Genomic DNA, 25,624 nt, shown 5'->3' with positions numbered 1-25,624 from the left:
CTAGTTGATCTTAGCTAGCTGAATCTTAACTAGCTGGTCTTGGAAAGATGCATTTTAGATGGGCGCGATCGCTCGCAGTCGGATGAGAGGTGATTTCAAATCTGCCATTGATCAAAGGCAGCGTGGTCGTCGCAGTTGCTAAGATCAGCGCGGTTGAAAGCTGGATATTTTGGACCTGATCGTTTTGAGATCGGATGCTTTTAAGGTCGGCATCTAGAGATTGACTGTCTGTAGATTGCTCGCTTTCGGGCTGATTCTCTTCGGGGTTACCTTTAGGGCGATCTCCGGGGCTATCTGAAATGAATTCGGCTAGGCTGTCACGCTCGGCTTGCAGCTCGGTAGCGGCGCGATCGCACTCTATAACGATGGCAGTTTCAGCTTCACCCTCGTCTACGAAGAGGCTCAACAGCTTGGTGTGAGCAATGGCGTCTTGAACGAGGCTAACTAGCGTGTTTTTTAACCATTTTCTATCGGTGCAGATTTCGACTGTTTCAACGGGGGCGGTGACGGTATAGCGAATGTTTTGATTGGCTGCTTGCAGGGCTGTCAGCATTTCTACTTCTGGCAGTAGAAAGCTGAGATCGGTTTGGTCTAGCGCTGCGGGTTCTCTACCGATGTCTAGCTTTGAAACGGCTGCAATCTGGTCGAAAAGCGCTAGCGTTCTAAGGGCGGCAGCTTTGGACTGAGCGATGAATTCTCTTTCTTCTTCAGGGTCTTCGCACAGATCTTCTAGGATCAATTGGCTGAGACTGATGATGACGTTGATGGGCGATCGCAGCTCGTGAGAAGTGCGGGCTAAAAATCCACTTTTGAAGCGTTCAAGAGCCCATAGCTGCTGATAGGCTGGATCCATTTCAGAAGCGGGTGTCGAAGGATTGCTGCAAGTCATAGAAGATGCTAGGACGCTGGGGAACTGGTTAGCCGCCTTTCACAGTAGCTCGAATCCTGGTCGCCTACAGCCGAATGTTACCCTGGCGTAAGATTTGCCAGCCGGGTGACATCCACTTGGCGACGGTAGAAGGCATGCCGCTGACTGTTTTGCTTTGAGAGTGCTTTGGATTTGGGGCGGCATCTAGGGCGGCTGAGTCTAAGGCCGCTGGATCTAGAACGGCTGGGTCTAGAACGGCTGGCTTTAAAGTAAGGGCGTTAGGAAACGTTTTGGCGATCGCGCTGACATCGGTGAGGGCTGGCTGGCCAGAGAGATTAGCGCTAGTGGTCGCTAGCGGGCCGATCTGAGTCAGCAGCGCTAGGGCAATAGGATGATCGGGGACGCGGATGCCGATAGTGCCGGCGCTGTCGGCGGTGGGGCGCGGGTTGAGATTTTTGGGGGCAAGGTCGCTAGCGGGTAGCACTAACGTTAGCTGACCTGGCCAATGGCGCAGTGCGATCGACTGCCATTCTGCCATAGCTGTATCCGGGCCAGAGACGTATGGCAATAGATCCGATAGAGAAGCGCCCATCAAAATGAGTGGCTTTTCAGGCGATCGCTGCTTTGCCTCAAAGATTAAGCCTGCCTGACTGGGTACGGCGGCTAGGGCAGGCACCGTATCAGTCGGAAAACTCACTAGGGTAGGCTTGGCTTTTAGCGCCTGTACCATCTGATCTAGAGAAACTTGAGCCATAGATGAAGCAGCTAGATAAAAGCAGCCGAAATGAAACGGACAGGCGAGGCGCTACGCTCTCTATTTTATAAAATGATTAGAACAGAAAACCGGGATTTATGCGTGTGACCTCAGTCAACCGCTGCCTGCTTCTGTTGCTGTCTCTTCTGTGTGGTTAGATCAGACGTGGCTAGATTAGAGAGTGTTGTCACGTTGTAGCCGCGCTTTTGAAGTTCTGGCAGAATGATTTCCAGCGTCTTGGCTGTTCGGATGCCTCTATCTTCTCCGTCGTGAAGTACAACAATGTCGCCTGATTGAACAGTTCGCAAGATGAATTCGCTGGCGAAGCGAGAAGAGTGAATATGCGTATCGTAGGGAAATGTAGAGCCCAGTACTACTTGATAGCCGTGCCGCTGGGCAACTTCTATCATTTTAGTATTATAAAATCCCATGCCGGGTCGAAGCCATTTGAGCTGTGAGTCGGAGGGTAAGTAGGACAAGAGCGCCGCTTCTGAGGTGAGTAGCGCTGTCTCGAAGTCGGCGATATCTAGGCGAATGCTGGGCTCGTCGGCGGTGAGATGATTGCCTAGCTCATGACCGGATTCGACGGACTGTTGCACGATCGACTCGTAGCCGGATAGGTGGTCGCTGATGTTGAAGAAAGTGGCCTTAGCGTCGTAGCGATCGAGTATGGATAGAATATTGGCGGTAGCCGGACTAGGGCCATCGTCTATGGTGAGCGCGATCGCTTTGGGCTGGCTGTCGTCTCGCTGCACGGCGTAGAGAGCACCTGGATATAGGCGATTGGCAAGGGTGAACAGCCAATGAGGTTGACTGAGCAAGATAGTGGTGGATAAGAGTAAGAAGATTAAAAGGCAGTAGCGTCTCAAGATCGCTTGCTTACGAGAGACTTGACCAGTTAGCTTTTTCACTATCACAATCCTTCATTACTGCATTCTTTGTTATGTAACACGGTAGGTCGATGACAGAGGCCAGCTAAGGCTGATCAAAGAAGTGGAGCTGAAAGTGATTGGGCTGCGATCGCCTGACTGTGTAAAAATGCAAAAGGCAAAAGCGCGATCAATCAAGGAAGCAGCGTAGCTATGGCGTCTCCCTCTGGTATAACGGTTCAGGCCGTACAGTCTATCGGTCTAACGGTCTCTGATGCTAGTCAGTCGGCTGATTTTTTTACAGGTGCTTTTGATTACACAGTCGTCGCCGATACCGTTATTAGCGGCGACCAGGCTAGCTATCTGTACGGTGTGCCCAATGCTCAAGTTCGAGTGGTTTCTCTCACGCTAGGACAAGAGACGATTCGGCTGATGCAGTTCTTGAGCGGTACGGGCGAAGCGGTTCCTGCCGGTAGTAAGAGCAATGACCTTTGGTTTCAGCATTTCGCGATTATCGTCAGCGATATGGATAAGGCTTATGAACGGCTAAAGAAGTTTTCCTTTACGCCCATTTCCCCAGAGCCTCAGACGCTGCCGAATGACATTAAAGCGTTTAAGTTTAGAGATGCTGATGGCCATCCGCTAGAGCTATTGCAGTTTCCGCCGGGGCTTGGCCCGGACTACTGGCAGTCAAAAGAAGCGCTGTTTTTGGGGATGGATCATTCTGCGATCGCAATTTCTAGCACTGAAACTAGCCTGGCGCTATACCGAGATGTCTTGGGTCTGACGCATCAGGGCAGCTTTACCAATATTGGCATCAAGCAGGAGACGATGGACAATCTCTTTAGCGCCAAAGTGATTGTGACGTCTTTGACCCCAGCGCAAGGGCGTTTGGGCGTGGAGTTTTTGGACTATTTAACACCGCCAGGGGCAAGACCTTTTCCGATCGATCAGCAGACCAACGATTTGGTGCATATGCATTTTGAGCTGCTAGTCGAAGATATCGATGCGGCAGTAGAAGCGTTAGAAGAAGCGCACGTACAGTTCGTGTCGCCCAAGGTGATCGATCTGCCCGATGTGATGCCGTTCAAGCGCGGGGCGCTATGGCGTGGGCCGGATGGTCATAACGTGCTGCTAGTAGAAAGCTAGCTATTATGGCTCTGTTGATAGTGATCATTCGGGAGCGATCGCGAGCTGCCAAAAAACTACCCAAAAAGCTGCCAAAAAATTAAGGAGAAAATTCAGTTGGATACGATTATTACGGCTCTTTCGGCGCTATACCCAGCGTTTATTGAAGGGACTCAGGGCTATATGCTGTTGGCTTTTCGAGCTGTTGTCGGATTCTTGTTCATTTTGCACGGATTACCCAAGATTCAGAATCTGCAGACGTGGTCAAAGGCTTTAGGTGCGCCGCTACCGCTGTGCTTTTTATCAGCGGGATTTATGATTTTGGGCGGCGCTCTCCTGATTTTGGGGCTGCTGACGCCTTTTGCCAGTTTGTCTATTTTGGTTTCGATGATCTATGCGCTGGTATTAGAAGTCATTGACGGTCTGCCAATTGTGGCTCCTGACCCTTACGAGCTAGGAGAGTTTTATGCTGGGCCAAATGGTGATAAGGGTGAGCCACCTAGTATGGAAAAAGCGCTGATCTTTACGATGATGCTAACGCTGATTATTTTGTTCGGACCTGGTGCCTATTCGATAGATGCGCTGCTATTGTCGTAGTCTCTTGCTGACTGTTGGGCGTCCGGCAGCCACTCGCTGTATCTATGCCTATGGTTTATGTCTGTAGATAGCATCCCATCAAATATTCTTTTGATATTCTTAAGAGTCAATAGCGTTTTGGGGTGGAACTAGCGGTTCTGCTGTGGGTTTATGGACATTGGTGGAAGGTTTGAGGATGGCTGTCAGTTTACGGTGTGGGCTCCTCTGGTAGATCGCGCCGCTGTTGAGATTGTGGGGCATCAGCAAGACTCAACGCCAGACTCAACGCTGGTGCCGACCGGATTGCTAGAGATGGAGCGGGATGAGTACGGATACTGGCGAACTCACGCGCCCGATCTGCCTGTGGGTACGCTCTATAAGTATCAGCTAAATGGCGAAGATTCTTGGCCAGATCCTGCCTCTAGATATCAGCCTCAGGGCGTCCATGGCCCTTCTGAGGTAATTGATCATGCTCAGTATGCGTGGCGCGATCAGGGCTGGAAGGGCGTAGCACTAGCAGACTATGTGATCTACGAGCTGCACGTTGGCACGTTTACCCCCGAGGGCACGTTCGAGAGCGTGATCCCACGCTTGTCTGAGCTAGTAGAGCTAGGCATTACGGCGGTTGAGATTATGCCGGTGGCGCAGTTTCCAGGCGATCGCAACTGGGGCTATGACGGCGTCTTTCCGTTTGCTGTTCAAAATTCTTACGGTGGCCCCACCGCGCTAAAGAAGCTAGTAGACGCCTGCCATCAGCTAGGACTGGCCGTTATTCTAGACGTGGTGTACAACCACTTTGGCCCCGAAGGAAACTACACGGGCAAGTTTGGGCCGTATACGACTGAGCGCTATCGGACGCCTTGGGGCAGCGCTATTAACTTTGATGATGCTTATAGCGATGGGGTACGACGCTACTTTTTAGAGAATGCAATTAGCTGGCTGCGTGACTATCATATCGATTCACTGCGGCTAGATGCGGTTCATGCTATTTACGACTTTGGCGCTAAGCATTTCTTGCAGACGCTATCAGAATCAGTGGCGGACTTTGCTGAAGGCAGAAGCTTTCCCGCCTTTTTGATTGCCGAAAGCGATCTGAACGATCCGCGTTTGATTCGGCCTGTAGAGCAGGGTGGCTATCAGCTTGATGCCCAGTGGAGCGATGACTTCCACCACGCTTTGCACGCTCGGTTAACCGGTGAGACGATGGGTTACTATAGCGACTTTGCTAGTTTAGAATCTCTGGCGATCGCGCTCAAAAACAGGTTTGTCTACGCTGGGCAATACTCTCCTTTTAGACACAGAATCCACGGTAGTCCGGCTGACGATCTGCCCTCCTATCAGTTTGTTGTTTGCAACCAGAATCACGACCAGGTCGGCAACCGGATGATGGGCGATCGCCTCTCGAATTTAGTTTCTTTCCCAGCGTTGAAGCTTGCCGCCGGGATCACGCTACTTTCACCCTATATCCCACTGTTGTTTATGGGCGAAGAATATGGAGAGACAAACCCATTTTTATACTTTGTCGACCATGGCGATCCCAATTTAATCGAGGCTGTGAGAAAGGGTCGTACAGAAGAGTTTGCTGCCTTTCATGAACAAGGCACCCTCCCCGATCCCGTTAGCGAAGAAACCTATGAAAAATCGAAGCTCAGCTGGCTATCTAGCCAGGACAAAACAGCCGTAGAAGATAGGTCACAGCAACGAATCATGCGTAAGTTTTATCAGCGGCTGATCGAAGTCAGACGCCAATGTCGGGTGATGACGCCGACGCGATCTTCAGATATTGTCGTAGCCCACACAGGCGACACGCTGCAATACAAGCAGTCGATGGCTAGCGGCGATTTGCTTTGCCTAATGAACTTTAGCAATCAGGCGACCAAAGTAGAACTTACCTTAGGCTCACAAACCTGGTGGCAGCAGCTAAATTCGGCTGACCCCAAATGGTGTCTACAAGAAGCCACAGAACTAACAAAGGCAGAGCCTCTACCTGCAAGGCTCTGCGCCGAAGACTCTGATCAAACCTTACTGCTCAGTCCGTTTAGCATTACTTTATATCGAGCTGAACCCGTTTCGCCCTGGTCTCTTTCACGCACTTCGCTATAGCTATCAGCAGCTATTAGCTACCGCGAGCATTAGTTACAGAACGGCAGTTAGTTCGAAGCACTCATGCAGTGTGTTCTATTTCTACTATGCTTCTAAACTCTATCTCTTTTGTTGATTTCTTGAGCTGCTATGCGTCTTCCTGTTGCCACCTACCGTATTCAATTCACGCCTAGCTTCGGGTTTTTTCAGGCTAGAGAGATTGTCGATTATCTCGATCGCCTAGGCATTTCTGATATCTATGCTTCGCCTATTTTTATGGCCAGAACCGGCAGTCAGCATGGCTATGACGTGGTTGATCCTAATCGGCTAAATCCTGAACTTGGTGGAATGGCAGAGTTTGATACTTTGGTAGATACTTTGCACGAGCGAGGGATGGGTTGGCTGCAAGATATCGTACCTAACCATATGGCCTATGACCGTCAAAACCACTATCTGATGGATGTGTTGGAATATGGTCCTGATTCGGAATACATCGACTACTTCGATATTGAGTGGGAGCATTCATACGAAGATATTCAGGGCAAGGTGCTAGCGCCTATGCTGGGAGATTTTTACGATCGATGTTTAGAAAGGGGAGAGATTCAGCTTAGCTATGGTGAAGACGGCCTGCGAGTGAATTACTACGGGCTGAGCTTTCCAATTCGGGTCGATTCTTATGAGCCTTTTTTGAGCAATGAGCTGTCGTGGCTGCGGCGACAGATGGGCCCTCAAGAGCCCGACTATATCAAGCTAATTGGAATTTTGAATACGGTAAAAGAGACTCTGCCAGCGATGACAGGCCCCGCAAGAAAGGAGCAGTGTGCCTTTGTTAAGCATGTGCTGTGGGAGCTGTATAACTCAAGCAAAGAGATCAAGACTTTTGTTGATCAAAATCTCGAAGTATTTAACGGTCAAGCTGGTAAGCCAAAGAGTTTTGACTTATTAGATCGGCTTTTGCTGGCACAGTACTATCGACTTTCTTTCTGGAAGGTGGGCGCAGAAGAGCTGAACTATCGGCGATTCTTTACGGTGAATGAGCTAATTTGTCTAAAGATCGACAATCCGAAGGTATTTGATCAGACTCATGCCTTAACTAGGGAGCTGGTAAAGGCTGGAAAATTCAACGGCTTAAGAATTGATCATATCGATGGACTCTATGATCCCCTGACCTATCTAGAAAGACTTGAAGAGAAGATGGGCGGGGTTTATACCGTTATCGAGAAGATTCTAGAGCCGGGTGAGAAGCTGCCCACTCATTGGCCAGTGCAGGGAACGTCTGGATATGAATTTTTAACGTATGCGAATCGACTGTTTTGCTGTCAGAAGAATCGTAGCGATTTTACTCGATTTTATCAGCAGTTTACGGGTATACGTACTGGCTATCACAGCCTAGTTCTAGAAAAGAAAAGACTGATCGCTGAGACAAATTTGGTTGGAGATATTGACAATCTAGCTCGCTTTTTGAAGAAGGTGGCAAGCCAATATCGGTATGGGCGCGATTTGACCGCGAATGGTCTGAAGGCGGCGATTCTAGAAGTCTTGGTATGTTTTCCTATTTACTGCACATACATCAATCAGCGAGGCAGTACTGAGCGAGATCTTCAGTATATTCAAAAGGCGATCGCGCAGGCTAGAAAGCGAATTCCTCAGCTGAGTAACGAGCTAGAGCTGATTGAAAGATTTTTACTTTTGCAGTATGAGGACTCTTTGCCGTCTGAGGAGCGGGCACAGTGGCTGCATTTTGTCATGCGTTTGCAGCAGTTCACCGGGCCGCTGATGGCAAAGGGATTAGAAGATACGCTGTTCTATGTATACAACCGCTTTATCGGTCTAAATGAAGTGGGCGGCTCACCGGAGAATTTTGGCATTTCGCTAGCAGATTTCCATCAATACAATCAGTATCAGCAAGAGCACTGGCCGCAAGCGCTGAATGCGACGTCTACGCACGATACTAAGCGAAGTGAGGATGTGCGATCGCGTCTTAGCGTCTTGTCTGAGCTGCCTGAAGCGTGGGAAGAACAGGTAAAGATATGGAGTCAGCTCAACGCCGACAAAAAGCAGACTAGCAGCGACCAAACTGTTCCAGACAGCAATGACGAATATTTTTTATACCAGACTCTAGTGGGCGCGTATCCATTTGACGATGCAGAGCTGCCTGAATTTAGAGAAAGGGTGAAAGACTACGTCGTGAAGGCCGTGCGAGAAGCCAAGGTCCATACCAACTGGCTAAGACCGGATGAAGACTATGAAGCAGGCTATGTCAACTTTGTGGAGACTATCCTAACGCCCAGTAAAGAGAATACCTTTTTGACCAAGCTGCAAGCCTTCCAGGCAAAAGTCGCAGCTTACGGTATCTACAACTCTCTTTCTCAGCTTTTGATCAAGCTAACGGCACCGGGTATTCCTGACTTTTATCAAGGCAGCGAGCTATGGGACTTGAGCCTAGTCGATCCAGATAATCGCCGTCCAGTTGACTATTCAAAGCGCCTAAAGGCGCTAGAAAGCATTCAATCTAGATGGGAGAAACAGCCGGGGGCGCTGGTGAAGGATTTGCTCAAAAATAGAAAAGACGGGCGGCTCAAGCTGTTTTTTACTTTCAGAGGATTGGCAGCGCGAAACTATTTTCGCAATGTCTTTAGAAGCGGCGCGTATGTCCCTTTAAAGGTGGCCGGGAAGCACGCCGAAAGTGTGATTACCTATGCACGGCATCAGGGCGAGCATACGGTGGTGGTAGTGGTGCCACGCTTTTTGACCAGTTTAATATCGACCGATGATCTACCGCCCTGCGGGATTGAGCTGTGGGGCGATACGAAAGTTGAGATACCAAATGGGTCAGCCTCTGACTGGACGGATTGGTTAGGCAATCACACTGTAAAGATAGAGGACTCTATGCCGGTGGGTAGCCTGCTAGAGCATCTTCCCTTTGCGCTGCTAGCGAGCGAGAATCACAGCTTTACAGCCGCCGAGTAGCTCGCTTATCCCTGCCTTTGAATGGCGTTCATTACAAACAGTTAAGTTGGCGATTTTTCTGATATTGATACTACAGTGTCTATAGCTAGCTCGAACGTTTATTCCTACCTTCTAAATTAGCCCTATTTTTATAGGCTACTTCTGACTTTTGAGTAGGCAGCAAGCCAAAGTGAACTGGCCTGCTAGCTCGAGCTAGCTAGCCGACTCGAAGCTGACACTGACTGCAAAAGTTCTATCATTCTATATGCCCGTGAAACCAGACACCGCTATTAACTCCTCTGCTCAGTTGTCTAGTGCTTCTACGCCGCCTGTAAATTCCCTTCCCGACTCCGAGAGTGCTTCAAGCTGTGCTCTAGCCAGCTATCCTACTGCTGAGCAGATTGCCGCTGTTAGAGAGTACATTAGGCGAACCTGGCGAACTCTGCGGCGTGGGCATGATCACATTCTTACGGCGGCGAGAGACTCTAAGGTTGAGCATGAATCAGGGCAGTCTTGGCCCGTGTATATCTCTGCCAAAGAAGATCCTGAAGCGGTGGCTGAAACGCTTAAGCAAACTATGTCGGCTGAATTTAGCCGAATTCGCATAGAGACGCTGCCCGAGAATGGTGAGATTGAAGACCATGGTTTGTTGTATCTGCCGGGCGACTATATTGTTCCGGGCGGGCGATTCAATGAGCTTTATGGCTGGGATAGCTATTTTATCTTGCTGGGCCTTTTGCAGGACGATCAGCTAGAGATGGCCAAGAGTTTGACCGATCAGCTGCTGTATCAGGTAGTCCATTACGGCACTGTGCTCAATGCCAACCGGACTTACTTTCTAGGGCGATCGCAGCCGCCTCTGTTGGCGAATATGGTGCTCAAAATCTACGAGAGAACTCAGGACGCCCGCTGGCTAAGCTCTACGCTGCCAATATTAATTGAGTACTACGACTATTGGATGAGCGAACCTCATTTCAACCAAGAAAGTGGACTGTCCAGATTCTATGCCTCTGGTGAAGGGCCCGCCCCAGAAGTGGTGGTTTCTGAAATTGATGAAGATGGTAAGACACATTTCGATCGGATTCGAGAATTTTATAAGCACGAATCGATTGAAGATTACGATGTGTCGCTGTTTTATGATGAGCAAGCCGATCAGCTGACGGATTTGTTTTATAAGGGCGATCGCTCGATGCGAGAGTCTGGCTTTGATCCAACTAATCGATTTGGCCCTTTTAGCGTAGATATTGTTCACTATCTGCCAGTGTGTTTAAATGTGTTGCTCTATATGATGGAAAAAGACATTGCCAAGATATACCAGGCGCTTTCTGAGGTGGAGGACGCAGACTACACCGTTGAGATCGAAGGCTGGCAGCACAAAGCGCAATTGCGACAGGAAAATATCAATCAGTATCTGTGGAATGAACCGAGCGGCCTGTACTTGGACTACTATCTGACCACGGGCGAAAGTCACTACTACGAATTTGCTACGACCTTCTATCCGCTATGGGCGGGGGTCGCCTCCGAGGCGCAGGCAGCGGCTGTGGTAGAGCATCTAGCTAAGTTTGAGGCTCCTGGCGGTGTGCGGACTAGCACTCATGCGTCTGGGAACCAGTGGGACGATCCCTTTGGCTGGGCACCTTTGCAGCTGATTGCGGTCAAAGGGCTAAGGCGCTACGGCTATCACGAAGAAGCCAAACGACTGGCCGAGCGCTTTATTACTCTAGTGGCCGCTGACTTTGAGCGCAGCGGCAGCTTGCTAGAAAAGTACGATCTAGAGACTTGCTCAGGCGAAGTCTCTGATGAAATCCAGTATGGCTATAGCAGTAACGAGATTGGCTTTGGCTGGACAAATGGCGTTGTTCTAGAGCTGCTGGCAATGCTAGAGCAATGACCTTAAGATGATCTTAGCTCAGTAATTTCACGGAACATGGAGACTGCACGGGGATTAGCACCTAAGACGATGTTCGCCGATGGCAGCGAGCTGGGTGAATTAATGCGATCGCACGATTGGGCTGCTACGCCTCTAGGTCCGATTGAGACCTGGTCGGTGCCGCTGCGAACGATGGTCGGCGTGCTGCTAGGTGCTAGCGATCCCATGCTGATATTTTGGGGGCCTGAGCTGACGATGCTATACAACGATAGCTATCGGTATACGCTAGGTCAGACGCATCATCCGCAGGCGCTGGGTGCTGCTGGGATGAAGTTTTGGTACTTTCTAGAGCCGATGGTCTCGCAGGTGATGAGCGAAGGCCGTGCCACTAAGATCGATCGGCTACAGCAGTTTATTCCGCATGGGTCTTGGCAGGAAGAATGCTACTACTCTTTTGGGTGTAATCCTATTTATGACGAGTCGGCTCAGGTGGCTGGTGTGCTGTGCCTATGCAGTGAAATTACAGATCAGGTGATTAGCGATCGCAGATTACAAACGCTGCGATCGCTCCACGCTATACCCACGCCAATTAAGACAGCGAAGGCTGCCTGCTATCAGTCGCTTAGTATTCTTTCGCGCAATCCTTATGACATTCCTTTTGCGCTGCTGTATCTAGTTGAGAACGATACCTTGCGACTAGTCAACACAACGGGCGTTGATGTGGATACAGCAGTGAGTCCGCTGGTAGTGGATTTGATAGAGAGCGGTACTAGTGAGTTTCAAAGCGGCGAACCCCGCAGTCGTCAGTCACTCAGTCGCGGATCGTCAGTTAGTGAACAGAGTAGTCGTGAACAGAGTAATTCGGAAACCAGTTGGTCGCTAGAGCAGGCATTTTCTCGGATTTGCCAAAAGAATCAGAAAGTTGTCATTGATAATCTATCTGAACGTTTTGAGGCCCTACGGCCAAAAGCGCCGACAGATACTTGGGATAATCCAATTTCTAGGATTCTATTAAAGCCGCTATTTCTACCTGATACTTCGCGACCGATGGGCCTGTTGGTAGTGGGTATCAGCCCCACAAAGGCGTTTGACCAAGACTATCAGGGCTTTCTTGATCTGGTCGTCGATCATGTCAGTCAAACTATCTCGCAAGCGGCAATGCACGCAGACAAGCGGTCTCAGATAGCCAATCTGATTCGACAGAAGCGAGCGGCTAAAGAAGCTCGCCGACAGCTAAAGCTGGCGCTAGCGACCGGTAAGATTGGCACTTGGGAAATCGATTTAAAGACGCAAACGCTAACCGCTTCCGATCAGCACAAATATAATTATGGTTTGTCAGCAGAGGCTGAGCTGACGGATGAGAGGGTGCGATCGCGCATCCATCCTAGCGATCGCGATCGGGTGATCGCGGCCTACCGGACAACGGTAGAGCAAGGCGTTTGTTTTGATCAGGCGTATCGGCTGATCTGGGACGATGGCAGCATTCATTGGCTAATTTCTAGAGCCGAGCGAGTCTGTGAAGAGACAGGTGAGCCGATTCGTTTGATTGGCGTTTCGATTGACATCACCGAGCGTAAGCAGGCGGAACAGGCAGTAGAGGAAGGTGAGCAGCGCTTTAGAGATATTGTTGAATCGAATCTATTTGGTGTCGTTCTAGGTACGTTCTCAGGTAAGCTGAGCTACGCTAACGACTATGTTTTAGACCTGGTTGGGTACAGTGCTCAAGAGCTGGCTGCTAGCCAAGTGAGATGGGATCAAATAACGCCGCCCGAGTTTGCCTCGGCGGATCAAGCAGCTATTGAGCAACTGATAGAAACAGGGCGTTGCGAACCCTATGAAAAGGTCTACATTCGTAAAGATGGCGCTCAAGTGCCTATTCTCGTCGCTGCGACTCTGATACAGCAGGCACCTGATCAAAATCAGGAAGTAATGGCGTTTGTCTTGGATCTAACTAGATTGAAGCAAGTAACCGAAGAGCGCGATCGCTTCTTTAGCCTTTCTCCTGATATGCACGCTGTCGGCAACTTAGATGGCTACTTCACTCGGGTTAATCCCGCCTGGGAAAAGATCCTAGGCTATACGCCAGCGGAGTTAACCACGCGGCCTTACCTCTCGTTTGTTCATCCCGATGACCAGGAGATGACTGATGCCGCCGCTACTAAGCTAACTAGCGGCGAAGATCTAATTGAGTTTGAAAATCGCTATCGCTGCCGGGATGGCAGCTATCGATGGCTGTTGTGGAATGTAACCAATCTGTTATCAGAGGGTCGATTTTACTCAGTTGCTAGGGACATCACCACTCGCAAACAGATCGCGATTGAAAGGGAGGCCGCCCGCGAAGCCGCCGAACGCGCTAATCGGCTTAAAGATGAGTTCTTGGCGGTGGTCTCTCATGAGCTGCGATCGCCGCTGAACCCAATACTTGGCTGGTCTCAGCTACTCAAGCGCGGAACGCTCGATGAAAAAAGAACAAAGCTAGCACTCGCCTCGATTGAACGCAACACGCAGCTTCAGGTTCAACTAATTGACGATTTGCTTGATATCTCTCGAATATTACGAGACAAGCTGATCTTAAACAAGGCTCCGACTGACCTTGAAAGTGTTATTCTAGCGGCGCTAGAAACCGTAAGACAGACCGCAGCAGAAAAGTCCATTCAAATAGAAACAACAATTTCGCCTTGCCGCGTAGTGGGTGATGCTGTGCGGCTACAGCAAGTGGTGTGGAATTTGCTCTCAAATGCGGTCAAATTTACGCCTAGTCAGGGTCGCATTTCAATTGTAGTTATGGCCGAAGCCTCGACCGCAGTGATAGAAGTAAGCGATACAGGAAAGGGCGTCGCCGCCGACTTTTTGCCTTTTGTGTTTGAGCACTTTCGCCAAGAGAACTATTCTACTACTCGCAAGTTTGGTGGTTTGGGGCTGGGGCTGGCGATTGTGAGACAAATTGTAGGGCTGCATGGTGGCACGGTCGCGGTTCGCAGTCCAGGTGAGAATCAGGGCACGACATTTAGCGTTCGTCTACCGCGTGTTGTGGCTTCTGCGTCGGTAACTGCTGTAGAGCCAACCGTCGCCGATAGCGATTTGAGCGGTCTGTTTGTTTTGGTAGTAGACGACGAAGATGATTCTAGAGAAATCACTGCTTTTACACTAGAAGAAGCGGGTGCTACTGTTGTCGCAGTCTCTTCTGGGCGTGAAGCGTTAGCTGTAGTCGCTCAAAGTCTGCCGAATCAGACTCTGCCAGATTTGATCATTAGCGATATCGGCATGCCTGAGATGGATGGATATATGCTGATGCAACAGATTAGAGCATTGACTGGGCCGGGTGAAAGGGTAAAGGCGATCGCCCTAACCGCCTACGCGACCGAAAATGACGAAACCCAAACTCTAGCAGCAGGCTTCCAGCATCATCTAACCAAGCCAGTTGCGCCTGCTAGGCTCATTGAAGCTATCATTGATGTGCTTGATTCTAGATCATAATCTCTCGATCAATACTTCTAGATTGTAGGAACAAAGAAGCTGATAGGGAAGTCTATGGCTTGAAAGTGCATCGGTCTGAAGTGCATCAGTCTAAAGCGCATCAGTCTAAAGTGCATCGTGTTAGAGCGAGCCTCAAAGTGTATCAGCCTCAAAGCGCAACATCTCTATTTCACCTCGTTTCTAAGATCTTGTAAGAGATCTTTCGCTAGAGACTTGTTGCTATAGCGTTCGATGAAGTATCAAAGTATCTGTATAGCTATACTGACAAGGAACAACAGTTGACTAAACTGCTCGATAAACTACCTCAGTGGCTGGTATGGGAACTAGCTATTCCCCTGACTGTTTTTAATCTATGGCTACTGCTCAAAGGCATTCAGTACTTTCAATCACTTTTAAGCCTTTTTATAGTGGCTACTCTGCTGGCGTTTTTGTTAGATTACCTGGTCGGTTTGATCGAGAAGATAGGGGTCGCTAGAGGCTATGGCGTTCTGATTATTGTTCTACTTGCACTATCAGGCATAGCGCTGATTATGGTGACTGTTGTGCCGACACTGCTCGATCAGCTCACAGAGTTAACGACTCAGCTACCTAGCTGGCTAGCTTCTGGCAGCCAGAAGCTGGAAGTACTCGATACCGAAATTGATAAGTTAGAGTCGGCTGATACCATTGACGTTAGCGATGTGACCACCCAGCTTACTGATTTACTTCCTGTAGAGTTAAAGTTACTGCCTGGTCAGCTAGTCAGCTTTCTACTAGGCTTTGCCGATAAGCTATTTGACATCGTCCTAACAACGGTACTAACGCTGTACCTGTTGCTGTACGGCAGACCCTTCTGGAAGGGTCTTTTTAAATGGTTGCCGAATGATTTAGGTGAGCAGCTTAGCACGGCGTTAAGTGTACAGTTTAAGAACTATTTTTTTGGTCAGGCGGTGATTGCAGCGTTAATGGGCGTCACGCTAGCGCTGATCTTTTACCTGCTACAGGTTCCTTTCTGGCTGGTTTCTGGGCTAGGCATCGGTGCTTGTGTGTTCGTGCCGTTTGGCGACTGGCTAGGAATAGCAATTGTCAGCTTGCTAGTTGGCTTGGGCGATCCGCTCTCGGGGGTTGAGGTGCTAGCGGCCTGTATTATCACCGATCAGGTTGTAGATAATGTGTTTACACCCCGGATCTTGGGTGATGCGGTGGGTCTCAATCCTGTTTGGGTGCTGCTATCGCTGCTGGCAGGCGCGCAAATAGGCGGACTGTTGGGCGCGGTGATTGCAGTGCCCTTAGCTGCTACGCTTAAGCAAATTGTGGATAGTTTTGGGATAGGCGCTCTAGAGATTGACAGCCTAAAGAACGTGGACTTGTCAACTGAATGAGAAAAGGTCTCTCTATTTCCGGTATCGTTCGACGCATAAGCTAAGTTTCTTTGTGGCGTTCGGCGATGTCTTGTAAGCTTGCGGACTCTTTGTAAAGACACCAGATAAAGGCACTAAATGAGTCCTACAGTCGAATCTAGCGATCGAAACGAAGTTGCCAAACCGGGGATGTCAGCACCTAATACCTGTCAATCTGCTTTTGTTATCTCTTCCGCCTTTACGACCCTGGCGAGCGTAAATCTAAATGCGCTAGTTAAGTTCTATAGTGATTTTTTGACAACCTCGCCTCATATAAGTACGTCTACCTATGCGGAATTTCAACTGCCGGGTCTGCGCCTGGCAATCTTTAGCCCCGCAGCCGGGAATGCTTCAGAATTTGCAGCTACCGGCAGTGGTGCGATGAGTTTGTGTTTAGAAGTGAATGATCTAGAAGCGGCGATTGCCCGGCTTAGATCTATCGGTCACGCTTCCTTGGGCACTGTCATCCAGGCTTCTCATGGAAGAGAAATCTACGCTTACGATCCAGACGGCAACCGTTTGATTTTGCATCAATCTCGTGTAAGTCGCTAAGCTAAATAGGCTCCATAGATAAAGAATTCGTAGATAAACTACCGTGGCTTCAGCGTTTATTACTAAGACCAAAGCGGCGATCGCACAGCTCACCGATCCGCATCTGCCAGCCGCAGACGTTGATATTACCAACTGCGATCGCGAGCCTATTCATATCCCTGCAGCCATTCAGCCACACGGCGTTATGCTCGCGCTCAGCAACAGTAGAGCTGGCGACTGGAAGATTGTCAGCGTCAGTCAGAATTCAGCTCAATATCTTGGCGTTTCTCCTGAATCGCTGCTAGATAGGCCGCTAGACCAACTGCTAAATGGGCCACAGATTCAAACCATTCAAAGTTACTTGGACGAGAATTGTGAGGCGGTTAATCCCCTGCGATTAGAAATTGAAGTAGACAACACTACTCGACCGTTTGCTGCTGTTGTCCATCGCAGCGCTGCGGTCGTTATTCTAGAGCTAGAACTTACTGACGATAAAGAGCGCATTACCTTCTTTGACTTTCATAGTTTGGTCAAGCGGTCTATTGGCGCGATTCAACAAACAACAAACTTGACAGAGCTGTGTCAGGCGGCAGCGCAGGAAGTTCAACGTATTACTGGCTATGACCGGGTGATGGTCTATAAGTTTGATGAAGATGACTCTGGCAGCGTCATCGCTGAAGTTAAGCGCTCTGATATGGTGCCGTATCTGGGCCTGCGTTACCCGGCAACTGACATTCCTAAACAAGCGAAGTATCTCTATACTTTAAACCTATTGCGGCTAATTCCAGAGGTGCGCTATCAGCCTGTGCCGATGGTAAATGCGCCATCTTTTGACGCAGCAGCGACGCCGATCGATATGAGCCTAGCCAGTTTGCGGAGCGTTTCGCCAATCCACGTAGAATACCTTGGCAATATGGGTGTACGGGCGACGATGACCATGTCGCTGGTGCGAAACAATCGGCTGTGGGGGCTTTTGGTGTGCCATCACAAGACACCGCGAACGTTGCCATACGAGCGACGTACGGTTTGTGAGTTTATCGCTCAAGTGATGGCGCTAGAGCTAAACGCTAAGTTCGAAAGTGAAGATGCGGACTATAAGCTTCATCTGAAGGCAATTCAGGTGAGTTTTGCCAAGGCGCTCTTGCAAAGTGAAACTCTAGAAGAAGGGTTGACCTGTGATGTTGAAAAGCTGTTAGCGCTAACCGGTTCAACAGGTGTTGCTTTTTGTAGCGGAAACCAGATCAAGCTGATGGGCGATACCCCAGAGCGCTCTGAAGTGGAAAGGTTGATGGATTGGCTAAGCGATCGCTTCGAGCACGGCTCTCTCTATCACACGGCAGCGCTAGGTGAGGCATATCCGCTAGCTCAGGCTTTTAAAGGGGGTACCAGTGGACTCATGGCGCTGTCTATCTCAAAGGTACAGCGGCTATATATACTGTGGTTTCGCCCCGAGGTAGTGCAGACAGTGATCTGGGCAGGAAAGCCCGATAAGCCGACAGAAATCGATCAACTAGGTGAAGTGTATTTATCACCTAGGCAGTCTTTTGACCGCTGGCAGCAAACGGTGAAAGGGCAGTCGCTTCCTTGGAAAGCCTGCGAGATTGAGGCTGCGCTAGAACTACGCACTGCAGTGATCGGGCTAGTCTTGCAAAAGGCAGATGAGCTGTCTCAGCTCAACTCGGAGCTAGCAAGGAGCAACGTTGAACTAGATGCTTTTGCTTATATTGCCTCTCACGATCTCAAAGAGCCGCTGCGGGGTATCTACAACTATTCAAGCTTTTTGATTGAAGATTACAGCAGTAAGCTAGACGAAGACGGTGTTGACAAGCTGCACACGCTGATGCGATTGACGCGGCGGATGGAGGATTTGATCAGTTCGCTACTGCACTATTCTCGGCTGGGCCGCAGTGAACTCAATTCTACGACTGTCGATCTCGGTGAGGTGGTTAGTGAGGTCGTTGAGGTCATCGATATGAGCAGCCAAAAGGATGTCCAGGTTGATGTAGCGCGATCTTTGCCAATGGTTGAGTGCGATCGCATCCAGGTTACAGAGCTTTTCATGAACCTAATTACCAACGGCATCAAGTACAACGACAAAGCGGAAAAACACATCGAAGTTGGCTATTCAGCAGATACTGCTGCCAACCCCGGCCAGACGGTATTCTATGTCAAAGACAACGGCATCGGCATTCGGGAAAAGCATCTAGAAGTCATCTTTCGCATCTTCAAACGACTGCATGCGCCAAAACGATTCGGCGGCGGTACTGGCGCTGGGCTGACCATCGCCAAAAAAATTGCAGAACGACATAGTGGTCAGCTATGGGTGAGTTCAGTCTACGGCGAAGGGAGTACCTTTTATTTCACCCTAGAGGCGGCTAAGCATGATTAAACCTGATGATCCGTACCTGTTGGTGGTTGAGGATAGCGACGAAGATTTTGAAGCGCTCAGACGTATTTTGCTCAAGCACTGCGAACTTCAAGTCTCTCTCAAGCGCTGCTATGACGGTGATGAAGCTCTAGATCTTTTGCATCAGACAGGTGACTATGCCGAGACCAAGCTCAACAAGCCTCCTAATCTAATCCTATTAGATTTAAATCTACCTGGGTCAGACGGTCGGGACGTTTTGCGTCAGGTCAAACAAGACGAGCGGCTAAAAGTAATTCCGATCGTCGTCCTGACTACCTCATCTAATCCAAGGGATATAGATGCTTGCTATCGATATGGTGCAAACAGCTATCTGGTTAAGCCTATGGACGTCCAGCAGCTCAAGTCCTCTGTTTGTCTACTGCTGAACTATTGGTTTGAAGTCACTCAGCTGCCTGAGCCTGCCCGGTCAGTGACAGCATAGGGCAATAGGTGACGGCTGTTCTGTCCTCTCTCTTTAGGTAGGTCTTTTCAGCTCGATCTCTTCAGCTTAGCTTCTTCAACTCGTCTCTTCGGTTTGGCCTCTTCAACTCGCTCTTACAAGCGTTCTATCATTGAATTTTATCTATCGTATCTGTACGAACCGTCGCGGTCGACCCTGTGTATAATAAGAATCTTAAGAAAAATAGAAAATCCTAAAAGTATGCACTTGTACAATCTATGGCTTCTTAACACGCTTAATAACATTTGATAACTGGAGCATCGATCTCTAGGACAACTGGCAGCCTGCGCCAATTTGCTAGGGCACAAGCTACTAATTCTTGCTAGTAGATAAAAGGTGAAGAAGTAAGACCTCTGCTGCTCAAATTAGGCACTTCGCGCTTAAGAAAGCTCACAGGTTTCCCTTGCTCCGACTTGCCTGCCAAATATTGGTCTACGTCCCTTGCCAATCGTATTGATATGAAAGTACCAGACGGTCAGTTTTCTCTTTCGCCGCATGGCTCCCTCTCTTCGCAACAGGTAGATAAGCTTGCGACTGAAGGCTGGGCTACTGCTGTAAACCAGGAGAGTGCAAACCAGGAGAGCGCGAACCAGGAGAGTGCGGATCAAGAGACTAGGCACAGCGAGGCTATATTACCTAGTCAGGGGGTATACACCGTTTTGATCATCGACGATTCTGAAACGGATCGGGCGATCTATCAGCGCTATATTCAGTCGTCGAATGTTGCTAGCTGCACGGTAATAGAGGCGGACTGCGGTGAGCTCGGTCTGAGGCTCTGTCGACAGCATCCGCCCGACCTGATTCTATTGGACTACATGCTGCCTGATTTTGACGGGCTAGAGTTTTTAGAGGTCTTAATCGGCTCTATGACGCTACTGCCGCCTGTAATCATGCTGACAGGTGAGGGGAATGAGAAGGTCGCGGTCGAAGCGATGAAGGTTGGCGTTCGAGACTATTTAGTCAAGGGCGATCTGACACCACAGTCCTTTTCGCAGGCGGTACAGCGGGTGCTAAGTCAGCAAGCCCTACAGCAGTTGGTTAGCCGGCAGCAGCGGCAGCAGCGACTGATGACAGCAACGGCGCTGCGGATTAGTCAGTCGTCGGGGTTAGAGGATATTCTGCAGGCGACTGTCACGGGTATTCGTGAGCTGTTGGACTGCGATCGCGCCATCGTATATAAAATCAAACCGAATTTAGAGGGCGCTATCGTAGCGGAATCTGTTTTGCCTGGTTGGACTGTCGGCCTTGGCACTGAAATTAGCGACACCTGCTTTCAAACAGGCGATGGGCTCTCCAAATATCTCGACGGCTACAAAACAGTCATCAGCGATATCCATCACTCCAAGCTAACGCCGTGCCATGTGCGGATGCTAGATAAGTTTCAGGTGAAGGCGAATCTAGTCACACCGATTGTTTTAGTTAACGCTGAGACGCAAGAGAAAGTAGTTTGGGGGTTGCTCTTAGCTCATCACTGCCGGGCCACTCGGGAGTGGTTAGAAGATGAGTTGGCCCTTCTCGATGCCCTGGCTGTGCAGATCGCGATCGCTATCCAGCAAAGCGAATTTGTTTCTGCAATCAAATCAAGAGCGTCTGAGCTAGCGATCGCAAACCGCAAATTGATCAGCACTATGCGACAGCTCAAAGAGCGTAACCAAGAGCTAGATGACTTTGCCTATATCGCCTCTCACGATCTGCGAGCGCCGCTAAGAGCAATTGCCAATCTGGCTAGCTGGCTAGAAGAAGATATCTCAGACAAAATTCCTGATGAAAACAAGCAGCAGCTCCAGCTGATCTATCAAAGGACACAGCGACTAGACAGCTTCATTGTCGGTCTGCTGGACTATTCAAGAGCGGGCTGCCAGCGGTTAGAAAGAGAACCTGTCGACACTCACGCGCTAGTTTTGGAAGTAATAGAGGCGATCGCGCCGCCGCAGATATTCACTATAGTGCTACCTGAGAATATGCCGGTGCTCAATACATACAAACTGCTGCTGCATCAGGTATTTAGCAATCTAATTGGTAACGCTATTAAGTATCATGACAGACCAGAGGGCACTATTAAAATTGACGCTCAGGATATGGGTGAAAAGTTCTCATTTTCGGTCACCGACGATGGTCCTGGCATCGATCCAGCTCACCATCAAAAGATATTCGGTCTGTTTCAAACGCTCAATAGCCGAGACACAATAGATAGCACTGGTATTGGTCTTAGCATTGTCAAAAAGATTGTTGAAAAGCAGCAAGGTAGCCTTTCTGTAGACTCAGCTATCGGACAAGGCAGCACCTTTTCCTTTACTTGGGCTCAGTAGTTTCAGGAGAACGAGTTCGTCTTAGCTCAATCACCGCCTGTCGAAATCCCAGCACCACCAAAATATTAGACAGGGTCAAGAACATCTCAGCGCTGCCGTGCAGCCAATCGACGTTAGCGAGTTCCGATCCGTAGGCTTGCTTGGCGTAGATGCCGGCAGGAATCGTGACAGCCACAAAAACCAGCAGCACATAGAATCCGATTAGAGCCAGTCGGGGTGTTTGCTTGCTTTTAGTCAAAAACCAGAGAAAGCCTAGATAGGGAAAGAGCGATACGGCAAACAGAGTTTCCTTGTTCATGTCTGCGTCTCCGTCGCTATTTGTTCCTTAGCGGTCCGATTCTCATCTGTCTGGGTATCGACTGCCCCGTTTTCAGAAGCGTGCGATCGCTGCCAAATCCACCAGGCGGAGGCGCACACAGTGCAGTTGCCGACAACGGTCATCGCTGCTTGGGTAGTCACTAGCCAATTCAGCGCACTGACATTATCGAAGAAGTGCCAGGTGCAGGCACACATGGCGCTGACTAAGGCCGGCAGCATGGCAAAGGACATAGACCGCCAGGCCGTATAGCCACTGACTTCAGCGTATTGCCAGATGAACCAGATAGCGGCAATCCATTCGATGACGCTGGAGACGTGGACGATCCAGGTAGGGATTGAGAGGGCATGCATAGCTAAGGTAGAAGGATGAACGGCGGATCGGTAATTTCTTATATTCTAGGGAGTTACGGCTTCTAGAAATTTGATTCTAGAAATTTGATTCTAGTAAAGTTATGGAGCCGCTGATCAGACGGTAGGAAGACTATGCGAGCGGTGTTGTGTGGCTATTACGGAATGGGGAATGGCGGCGATGAGGCGCTGTTGGCTTCGCTGCTGCAGATGCTGCCAGAGCAGGTGACGCCAGTTGTGCTTTCAGGTAGCCCGGCTGAAACTCAATCTCGTTACGGCGTAGAGGTGGTTCCGCGTAAGTCTTTAGGGGCCGTGTTCAAAGCGCTGTGGCGGGCCGATGCGTTTATCTGGGGCGGTGGTAGCCTGATGCAAGATGCTAGTAGCGTGCTAAACCCGGTCTACTATGCGGGGCTGATGCTGCTAGCTCAGCTGATGGGAAAGCGGACGATTGCTTGGGCACAAGGGATTGGCCCTTTGAATCAGTGGACAAGTCGATGGCTGACGCGGCTAGCGCTAGCGCGATGTGATGCGGTGAGTGTGCGCGATCGCGATTCTGCGGCTTTACTCAGTGGCTGGAAGCGGAGCTGTTTGCTCGCACCCGATCCGGTTTGGGCTTTGGACCATGAACCGGTTAAGGGGCTTTGGAATCTGCCAGCACCGCGTGTGCTCGTCGCGCTGCGACCACATTCGCATCTCACTGCGTCTCGGCTCGATGCGATCGCCCAGGCATTAGATCGATTCCAAAAGGCGACAGGTGTTTGTCTTTTGCTCGTTCCTTTTCAGCCGAGCCGAGATCTGGCGATCGCTGAGCATATCGCTAGCTATCTCAGCGGTCCTTACCATATCTATAGACTAGAGCAGCCCAGACAGATTAAGGGACTCTTTCGCGGCGTAGAGATGACTGTTGGTATGCGTTTTCATGCGCTGGTGATGTCTGCGGCTGAGGGCTGCCGCAGCTTTGCTATTAGCTATGACCCTAAAGTAGATGCGATCGCCCAGTCGATTGACTTGCCAGGATGGGATCTTTCTCCTCATCCTGCGGTGCTGCCACTGATACCAGAAGACCCTAGCCGCTTGGCAAAGACGCTACTAGACTGCTATGCCAATGGTGAGATGCTAAGCCCCGATCAAATTCAATCTCGCGTAGATCGAGCCCTCATGCACAAAGATCTGCTCTCGGAATCTTTGTCGGAATTAGCTACCAAGCGCCGTATTTAATAGAACATAGACATAGATGTAAAATCCGTTCTAGATCGCCATAAGTGCGTAATAATATGGACCTCTAAAGAGGCAAGACGATCAACGCTCTAGCTGTTTTAACTGATTCTTCATTCGTTTTTCTATTTCGCCTGTTGTCATCTCCCTTTCTGTGCTACTACTTTATGAAACTATAGCGATCCGCTCTTAGCTCAAGGCATATCTAGAAGATCTAGTTCTTGTCGCCCATAGCGCTAAGTGCATAGCCATCCACTAATGCATCAGCAGATGGCTATATCTTTAATTTTTCCTAGAATCGTTATCAAACCGGCATATTTCGGGGCTTTCGTCTGATCTCTCCATTTCTGGGAAATGTACATTCACACCCTGTCCGCTACCACCCTGTCCGCTACCTACGGTCTGTCACCTACGAAGCTATGAGCGAAAACCAGAGCGAAAATCAGACATCACTGTCCTTACCCTCTTCTAAAACAAATCAGCCCGGTTCGCCTAGCGACGCAGACAGTCCGGTTGTAGACGGTCTGGTTGCCGCAGATGTCCCTCGACAAATGACCATGAGTTCTATCGTGTCTGACTCATCTAGAGAAGGGGCTATAGCAGACGGCGAGATGACGGATGATGCCTGGGATACAGTTGACTTGCCTGGTACGGTGGCTAGTGCGAATTCTGGCGCTATAAGTTCCGGTACGAATTCTGCTGCTATGGGCGCAGGGCGTGAACAAGAGCTGCTGACGTTGATTCACGACTTAAACGAATGCAATGACGTGCTGCTGTCGAAAGTTTCTAGATTAGAGACGGCGCTAAAGGGCTCACAGCAAGCTGTTCAATCTGAGGTAGAGCGAGCAAGGGCGACTCAAGAAAAGCTGGCAGAGCAAATGTCAGCTCAGCAGGCGATCGCTCAACAAACTGCTCAAACCGCGCAGCAGCAGGTAGCCAAGCTAGTTGGCCAGATAGATACCGCAGAGCAAGCGCTCCAGCGCCAGCAACTTATCCAAGAAACGCTCCAAGCTGAACTCGATGAGGCGCAAGGGAGAATTACCCAATTAGAGCGTGAATGCGCTTTGATTACGCAGCAGCATGCAGACGAAGCTCAAGCTCGAATTAAAGCGGACACAATCAACCGAGATCTGCGATCGCGCCTCCAACGCCAGCAGCGCTACACACTTCAGTTCAAAGCTGCCCTAGAAAAGTCTTTAAGCGTCAATACCAGATCTGCTGCGACTGCTGCGGTTGTCTCAGAGCCCGTTTCCTTTAATGACGAGCAAGGGAGTACTCAGCCAGGTAGCAGCGCTGCGGTCACCATGCCCAGAGCAGAGCGGATAGTTCCCTGGGCCGCGATTGGCAGCGCCCCCTTTGCTGGTATCGATCCGCATCTAGAAAATTTGATTCGAGGCCAGGCCGAAGCTGAGAATTTTACAGACGCTGATTCTCTAGAAACTAGCCATTCGGAGTTTAGCCGCTTAGATACCAATCTAGAGGCTGGAGCAGAGACTGTGGAAGGGATTGGGGTAGAGACTGGAGTGGAGCGATCGCACTCGGCAACGGTAGATAGCAGTAGCGAAGTTCCAGTCGTTGACCCAGAAGCAGAGAAGAGACTATGGCAGGACATAGAGCGGGTGATGGGAGTCGCTGCTGAGGTTACCGGTGTCGAAGGAATGAGAGATCTTGAAGCTGACACTGTAGTTTCTGCTGCGACAGCTTCTAAAACAGGAAATACAGATACAGGAACTACAGACACAAGAACCGTAGACGATAATAGTGCGCGCGCAGAAACCGTCGATGTCGAACCTCGCCTAAACTGGCAGACTGAAAGCGCTCCGCCAGTTGACCCCACCGTATCGTCCCCCGCTACGGCGAGCGGACGACAGAACGCAGACGACTTTCCCTCTATCGATAGTGAGACCGTAAATAGTGAGACCACGGCTGTCTCACCTATTGTTAATCCTCTTCGCCCACAGAGAAAGATTGGCTCTCTAGCAGCCGTGAAGCTACCCACCTTCGAGAAGGCAAAGGCTGGTAGCTTCAAGCGCTGATTAGCGGTGGTTCAATTTCTATTGAGTTTCTATTGAGTTTATTGGGTT

General features: G+C 49.8%; 18 protein-coding genes. 13 read left to right on the top strand and 5 right to left on the bottom strand.

Translation table 11 applies throughout. The features are described from left to right. Nucleotides 1-25: 25 nt before the first annotated feature. From IQ256_RS09215 to IQ256_RS09205, 3 genes are all read right to left on the bottom strand, one after another. Nucleotides 26-853: a sensor histidine kinase KdpD gene (locus tag IQ256_RS09215; protein WP_193855245.1), complete on the bottom strand. Its 828-nt coding sequence runs from the start codon at nt 851-853 to the stop codon at nt 26-28. A 100-nt stretch (nt 854-953) separates the two neighbouring features. Continuing rightward, the gene (locus IQ256_RS09210; RefSeq protein WP_193855244.1) at nt 954-1,622 is read right to left on the bottom strand and encodes an L-threonylcarbamoyladenylate synthase; all 669 of its coding nucleotides are present in this window, start codon (nt 1,620-1,622) and stop codon (nt 954-956) included. 110 nt (nt 1,623-1,732) lie between these two features. After that, entirely contained in the window at nt 1,733-2,533 is an 801-nt protein-coding gene (locus tag IQ256_RS09205) for a chitin deacetylase family protein (protein ID WP_370623392.1), read from the bottom strand. Nucleotides 2,534-2,704: 171 nt separating this feature from the next. On the opposite strand from IQ256_RS09205, the gene IQ256_RS09200 reads away from it, so the two are divergent. The 11 genes from IQ256_RS09200 to IQ256_RS09150 all read left to right on the top strand — a co-directional run bounded on the left by IQ256_RS09200 (nt 2,705) and on the right by IQ256_RS09150 (nt 21,659). After that, nucleotides 2,705-3,640 (top strand): VOC family protein, encoded by a 936-nt coding sequence (locus IQ256_RS09200; RefSeq protein ID WP_193855243.1) that lies wholly within the window; start codon nt 2,705-2,707, stop codon nt 3,638-3,640. A 96-nt stretch (nt 3,641-3,736) separates the two neighbouring features. After that, a complete protein-coding gene (locus tag IQ256_RS09195) occupies nt 3,737-4,216 on the top strand; it encodes a DoxX family protein (protein ID WP_193855242.1) in 480 nt (159 codons plus the stop codon). Nucleotides 4,217-4,366: 150 nt separating this feature from the next. Next, nucleotides 4,367-6,298 carry a malto-oligosyltrehalose trehalohydrolase gene (gene treZ, locus IQ256_RS09190; RefSeq protein WP_193855241.1) on the top strand — a complete coding sequence of 644 codons (1,932 nt, stop codon included), beginning with the start codon at nt 4,367-4,369 and terminating at the stop codon, nt 6,296-6,298. Between the two features lie 129 nt (nt 6,299-6,427). Next, complete coding sequence (gene treY, locus IQ256_RS09185; protein ID WP_193855240.1) at nt 6,428-9,247, top strand: malto-oligosyltrehalose synthase; 2,820 nt, start codon at nt 6,428-6,430, stop codon at nt 9,245-9,247. Between the two features lie 244 nt (nt 9,248-9,491). Continuing rightward, nucleotides 9,492-11,117 carry a trehalase family glycosidase gene (locus IQ256_RS09180; protein ID WP_193855239.1) on the top strand — a complete coding sequence of 542 codons (1,626 nt, stop codon included), beginning with the start codon at nt 9,492-9,494 and terminating at the stop codon, nt 11,115-11,117. 36 nt (nt 11,118-11,153) lie between these two features. Beyond that, nucleotides 11,154-14,573 carry a PAS domain S-box protein gene (locus IQ256_RS09175; protein WP_193855238.1) on the top strand — a complete coding sequence of 1,140 codons (3,420 nt, stop codon included), beginning with the start codon at nt 11,154-11,156 and terminating at the stop codon, nt 14,571-14,573. Nucleotides 14,574-14,851: 278 nt separating this feature from the next. After that, a complete protein-coding gene (locus tag IQ256_RS09170; RefSeq protein WP_193855237.1) occupies nt 14,852-15,934 on the top strand; it encodes an AI-2E family transporter in 1,083 nt (360 codons plus the stop codon). A gap of 117 nt (nt 15,935-16,051) precedes the next feature. Continuing rightward, nucleotides 16,052-16,504: a VOC family protein gene (locus IQ256_RS09165; RefSeq protein WP_228024711.1), complete on the top strand. Its 453-nt coding sequence runs from the start codon at nt 16,052-16,054 to the stop codon at nt 16,502-16,504. A 43-nt stretch (nt 16,505-16,547) separates the two neighbouring features. Next, nucleotides 16,548-18,872 carry an ATP-binding protein gene (locus tag IQ256_RS09160; protein ID WP_193855236.1) on the top strand — a complete coding sequence of 775 codons (2,325 nt, stop codon included), beginning with the start codon at nt 16,548-16,550 and terminating at the stop codon, nt 18,870-18,872. Continuing rightward, nucleotides 18,865-19,332, top strand: coding sequence for a response regulator (locus IQ256_RS09155; RefSeq protein WP_193855235.1), 468 nt, complete (start codon nt 18,865-18,867; stop codon nt 19,330-19,332). The genes IQ256_RS09160 and IQ256_RS09155 overlap by 8 nt, the downstream gene beginning before the upstream one ends. 476 nt (nt 19,333-19,808) lie before the next feature. Continuing rightward, nucleotides 19,809-21,659 (top strand): ATP-binding protein, encoded by a 1,851-nt coding sequence (locus tag IQ256_RS09150; protein ID WP_193855234.1) that lies wholly within the window; start codon nt 19,809-19,811, stop codon nt 21,657-21,659. Here the strand turns inward: IQ256_RS09150 and IQ256_RS09145 are convergent. Both IQ256_RS09145 and IQ256_RS09140 read right to left on the bottom strand, forming a co-directional pair. After that, nucleotides 21,643-21,957 (bottom strand): DUF3593 domain-containing protein, encoded by a 315-nt coding sequence (locus IQ256_RS09145; RefSeq protein WP_193855233.1) that lies wholly within the window; start codon nt 21,955-21,957, stop codon nt 21,643-21,645. The genes IQ256_RS09150 and IQ256_RS09145 overlap by 17 nt on opposite strands. After that, entirely contained in the window at nt 21,954-22,328 is a 375-nt protein-coding gene (locus IQ256_RS09140) for a DUF2499 domain-containing protein (RefSeq protein WP_193855232.1), read from the bottom strand. Before IQ256_RS09140 ends, IQ256_RS09145 begins: the two co-directional genes overlap by 4 nt. A gap of 132 nt (nt 22,329-22,460) precedes the next feature. Between IQ256_RS09140 and csaB the strand changes: the two genes are divergently transcribed. Both csaB and IQ256_RS09130 read left to right on the top strand, forming a co-directional pair. Then, complete coding sequence (gene csaB, locus IQ256_RS09135) at nt 22,461-23,543, top strand: polysaccharide pyruvyl transferase CsaB (protein WP_193855231.1); 1,083 nt, start codon at nt 22,461-22,463, stop codon at nt 23,541-23,543. A 416-nt stretch (nt 23,544-23,959) separates the two neighbouring features. Further along, entirely contained in the window at nt 23,960-25,576 is a 1,617-nt protein-coding gene (locus tag IQ256_RS09130; RefSeq protein WP_193855230.1) for a hypothetical protein, read from the top strand. Nucleotides 25,577-25,624: the final 48 nt, after the last annotated feature.

Source organism: cf. Phormidesmis sp. LEGE 11477 (assembly GCF_015207105.1).
GTDB lineage: Bacteria > Cyanobacteriota > Cyanobacteriia > Phormidesmidales > Phormidesmidaceae > Phormidesmis.
Note: the sequence above shows the minus strand (reverse complement) of the source record. Positions and strands in the feature narration are given on the sequence as shown.